Below are 710 nucleotides of genomic sequence, written 5' to 3' on the forward strand. Positions count from 1 at the left end.
GTTCGGGCGCATGATCGGCAGCTTCCGGAGCAAATAGGGGTAGATCGAGTGCTGGGGATGCTTCTTGCTCGTATTTGGGCCTTTGTAGATGGCTTGCAGCCCCATGATCCCCATCAGACGTCGAACCCGATGTCGGCCTGCGTGGAACCCATTTCTCGGCAAATATGCGGCGATCTGGCGGCTGCCAAAGAACGGGTATTTCGTGAACACCCGGTCGATTTCATTCATCAGCTTCAGCGTTTCGGCATTCACGCCGACCGGCGTGTAATACAGTGATGACCGGCTAATCTTGAGCAGTTTGCATTGCTTGGTCAGACTCAGATCGGCGTGATCTTTGCGGATCATCGCTTTGCGTTCGGTCGGGCTCATCGCTTTAGCCCTTGTGACAAAAAATCGTTTTCGACCGCAAGCTTCCCGATCTTGGCGTGCAGCTCTTTGACTTCGGCCTCATTGTCCTCAGCCTTCCTGACCTTGTCAGAAAACACGCCCGTCAGACCATCAATCGCCTGTCGCTTCCACGTCGTTACCTGTGTCGGATGGATCTTGTGCTTGGCCGCAATCTCTTGCGCCGTCTTGTCTCCACGCAACGCCTCAAGCGCTACCGTGGCCTTAAACTTATCCGAAAAACTGCGTCTCTTCGTCATTTGTGTATCCTGTCGTCATTGTCGGATACATCTTAGCACGCTGTCCAGGTTTGCCGGACCACTTCA

Annotated in this window: 2 protein-coding genes; both read right to left on the reverse strand. The window is 53.9% G+C overall.

All coding sequences use genetic code 11. The features are described from left to right. On the reverse strand, window positions 1-369 hold a 369-nt coding region (locus DC366_RS19510), incomplete at its 3' end, for an IS3 family transposase (protein WP_133176263.1). After that, window positions 366-644 carry a transposase gene (locus DC366_RS19515; protein WP_207768799.1) on the reverse strand — a complete coding sequence of 93 codons (279 nt, stop codon included), beginning with the start codon at window positions 642-644 and terminating at the stop codon, window positions 366-368. The genes DC366_RS19515 and DC366_RS19510, both read right to left, overlap by 4 nt. Window positions 645-710: the final 66 nt, after the last annotated feature.

Source organism: Pelagivirga sediminicola, assembly GCF_003072125.1.
Lineage (GTDB): Bacteria > Pseudomonadota > Alphaproteobacteria > Rhodobacterales > Rhodobacteraceae > Roseovarius > Roseovarius sediminicola.